This window comes from Pseudoalteromonas sp. SWN166, from assembly GCF_015864485.1.
Lineage (GTDB): Bacteria > Pseudomonadota > Gammaproteobacteria > Enterobacterales > Alteromonadaceae > Pseudoalteromonas.
Genome location: NZ_JADYXB010000073.1, coordinates 1 through 3,891, shown reverse-complemented (window position 1 = coordinate 3,891; position 3,891 = coordinate 1). Strand labels below are relative to the sequence as shown.

The following is a 3,891-nucleotide window of genomic DNA, read 5'->3' as shown; positions in this document are numbered from 1 at the left end:
CGGTGGCCGTTGGTGGCGTCTATCCGGGCGGCATTCGAGACGACAACGGCGCTACTGTGTACGTCAACGTGATTCCAAGCAGCCTTGCAGGCTTTGGGAACGTGTACGACCCTCCGGCATCTGGCGGAGCCGTGTGGTCTTCCGGTGACCTGACGGCAGGCCAAAAATCGCTGATGAGCCGTGACGGCGTGCTCAAGACCTATTTCCTCGCAGGGGCATAACACATGGCAACCGGATACGCATACCTCGAACCCCAGCGCCGCCGCGCATCGCGCAAGGTCACAGCAGGCTCTTCGCACACGAAGACAACCTACAAGACCGAGAAGACACAGGAAACCTTGGTCAACGAACTCACTGACGACGGCACGGGTGGCCTCGGTGATTTCGGCACGGTCAACTACGGCACGGGCGCGCTGAATGTGCGCCTGGTCGAGCTTGACCTGACGACGGAAGGATACAAAAGCGATCACGAAGATGCCGAATCCTTCGAGAGCTATCTGGAGCCTTCCACCGGAGGTGACAGCGCGCAGAAAGGCGGGGAGTACGGCGACACATCCGTGGGTGAAGAGCTGTTGGCCGCTTCGACGCTGACGGTGACGTACGCGACAGACTTCGCCAGCACGGTCACTACGGAGTACAGCTTCAAGCCCCCGACCATCACGATTGACCTGTGCCCATACACCAGCGACTACGTGGTGCCAAACAGCGTGCAGTTCACCTGGATGGGTCACACCTATGCGGACTACGACGGCGACCTGATTCGGGATCGCACGACCCCGGGCACCGGTTTTTTCGCAGGCCGAGTCAACTACGCGGGCGGCATCGCCGAGATCACAGACTACGTGGTGGACCCCCTCTACGACGCCGAAGACCTGACCATCACAAGCCTCTGGACTGTGCGTCAGAAGTGGACGACTGCCAGCATTTTCATGCGCACCCAGATCGCCCCCCTGAAGCCCGCCGGGTTCGTGATGAACCTGTCGGACACGGAGGGTAACGCGATCACCGCCAGCGCGGGCATCGACGGCGTGATCGCGGGGACACACCTGCGCGGCAAGGTGGACTTCGAGACGGGCGTGGTCGAGTTGCAGTTCGGCGACTACGTTCTCGACACCTCGCTGACCGTCGAGCAGAAGCTGGAGTGGTGGTACGACGCGGACGACGTGGGCGCAGTTGAGGCGCTGAAAATCTGGCGCCCATGGCCTGTGGACCCAACCACACTGCGCTACAACAGCGTGGCTTACTTCTACCTCCCGCTGGACGCCGACGTGTTGGGCCTGGACCCCGTGCGGCTGCCACAAGATGGTCGCGTTCCCATTTTCCGCCCCGGTGGCTTCGCCGTGGTCGGCCATACGGCGGTAACCAGTCCGGCCACTGTGTCGAACGGGCAAACCATCGACCTGGCCCGCACGCGCCTGTCTCGCGTTCGGGTGATCGGCGATGACGGTGACACGATCAACACTGGCTACACGGCCAACCTGGAAGCAGGAACGGTGACGATTGTGGACACCACCGGTTGGAGCCAACCCATCACCATCGAGCACCGCATCGAGGACTTGGCCCAGGTCAGCGATGTGCAGATCACAGGCCAGATTGGCTTAACACGTCAGCTCACACACGACTTTCCGGTGCCAGGTAGCTACGTCTCGGGCGCCCTGATCGCGGGAGACCTGCGTAGCCGCATGTCCTTGATGTTCGACCAAGGCTCCTGGGATGGCACCACATGGTCGGATGTGGTGGACGGCTCTCCTGCCACGGGGACCTACAACAACACGCTGGCCCCCGTAGAGGTGAACAACCTTGGTGCCGTGACGGAGCGATGGGCTTTCCGTTTCACCAGCACCACGGCATTCCAGATCATTGGCGAACATGTCGGTGTGATCGGGACCGGGACCATCAATGCTGACTGCTCGCCGAACAATCCGGCCACTGGTACGCCGTACTTCACCATTCTGGAAACCGGTTGGGGTTCCGGCTGGTCGGTGGGAAATATCGTACGCATGAACACTGTCGGTGCGCAGTTCCCCGTGTGGGTGGCGCGCACGGTGCAGCAGGGCCCAGAAGCCGGCCTGGACTATTCGTTCTCTCTGATCACACGCGGTGGCGTGGATCGCCCGTAAGGATTTCCGATGACCTCTCCGGTTGACACGTCCGTCAAACTCTTCCGCAGCACCATGCCGGGTGCACCAGCGTTGCGCGGCCAAGTTGGCAGTCTGATCTCTTTGCTGGACGCCTGTTTGGTAAACGGTTGGGGCAGTCAGACCGCCTCGTCGGTGATCATCACGGGTGGTGTAGCCACGGCCACATTTCCAGCCGATCACGCAGCCGCCGTCGAGTCGGTGGTGCNGGGTGGTGTAGCCACGGCCACATTTCCAGCCGATCACGCAGCCGCCGTCGAGTCGGTGGTGCTGGTCGCAGGGGCGACACCTGCTGGGTTGAATGGCGAACAGAAGGTGACCGCGGTGGCACCGAACGTCATCCGGTGGGCAACTGCTGAAGCTGACGGCACAGCCACCGGCACAATCACGGTGAAGATGGCTGCGGCTGGCTGGACGAAGGTTTACACCGGCACCAACTTGGCAGTCTACAAGTCGGCCGACCCGCAGGCCCACGGGCAGTTTCTGCGCGTCAACGACACCGGCACGACGGCGGCGCGGGTGGTCGGGTACGAGAATATGACTGCGGTGTCTACCGGCACAGGTCTTTTTCCTACGAGCGCGCAGCTCAGTGGCGGTTTCTATTGGGGTAAGTCTCACACGGCTGGTTCCGCGGACGTGGCGTGGGCGATTGCGGCCGACAGCCGTGCCTTCTACTTCAACGCTGCGGCGTATGTGACGACCGGAGGGCCAACAGCCAACGGTGGTGCGGCTTACTTTTTTGGCGACCTCGTGCCGCATAGTCGGTCCGGGGACGCCTACGCAACCATGCTGACCGGCGCGCCAGGTTCGGTGTGGGAAAGCTACGGTGGTCAGTACATCCTGTCTTCGGACGTAGCAACGCGCGCGATACCTCGCAAGGTAGACGGGACGGGGACCGCGATACAACCAGAAGTCTCGCCGTACACCGCGTACAACCTTAGTTTCTTGCCCAACACCGTGAATGGACGTGTCCCGTTCACGCCGATCATGGTGCGGGACTCGCAATCGCAAACAGGCATTCGTGCGGACATACCGGGGGGCAGGTTGTCACTGCACTTCGGCGCCGAAACTGTACTCTCCGAGCATCAAATCTTCTACGACACAGATGGTCGTGCTCGCGTGAACATGCTCGCGCCGAACAACATGACCAGTGCGTCGGGTTTCAACTCCCTCGCGGTTGATGTGACCGGCCCCTGGAGGTAACGCCGTGGCCGCACACAAATATTGGCGTGCCAAGCTGATGACGGCCCCCACGCTGTCCACGCTTGAGCTGTCTGAGTTTCACCTGTTCGACGGCGCCACGCGCGTCGATGCGGCGGCCACGCTGACGGCGAGTGCGGCCCCCACGGGTCCGCTGACCAACCTGTCTGACAACAACACGGCCACAGGCTGCTACTGGAGCACCGGAGGTGATGCGGTGGTGCTGACATGGACGTTTCCAACGGCCGTACAGGTTACAGGCATTGAGCTGGGCGCGCGCACCACAGCCTCTCGATTCCCCACCGCTCTGGTCTTGCAGGGGGGAGATGCCGTAACAGGAACGGGTCCTAGCCCAGAGTACACCACACTGATGGGGTTTGGTGTGAAGGCATTCGCCTCTGCCGCCAAGACGGGGGTCATGCTGCAAGCTGTGCAGCCCACGGACGGTGGGGTGATCTACAGCGCGTTTGACTTTCAGACACCCAGCGGCATCGGCCGCGTACCCTACGACGTGAAGCGAGAGATTCTGCCCGCCACCACGCCGAAGACGTAC

The 3,891-nt window shown here is 62.1% G+C and carries 3 protein-coding genes; all 3 read left to right on the top strand.

Features of this window, described 5'->3' with window-relative positions:
• Window positions 1-221: hypothetical protein (locus I6F49_RS19965; protein WP_197181728.1), on the top strand; the 221-nt coding region annotated here is incomplete at its 5' end.
• 3 nt (window positions 222-224) lie between these two features.
• Complete coding sequence (locus tag I6F49_RS19960) at window positions 225-2,120, top strand: hypothetical protein (protein ID WP_114488112.1); 1,896 nt, start codon at window positions 225-227, stop codon at window positions 2,118-2,120.
• 1,225 nt (window positions 2,121-3,345) lie between these two features.
• A partial coding sequence (locus I6F49_RS19950) for a hypothetical protein (RefSeq protein WP_197181726.1) occupies window positions 3,346-3,891 on the top strand: 546 nt, incomplete at its 3' end.

Bases quoted from the DNA above. Each gene is read 5' to 3' on its own strand.
- I6F49_RS19960 (WP_114488112.1), top strand. From the start codon at position 225: ATGGCAACCGGATACGCATACCTCGAACCCCAGCGCCGCCGCGCATCG.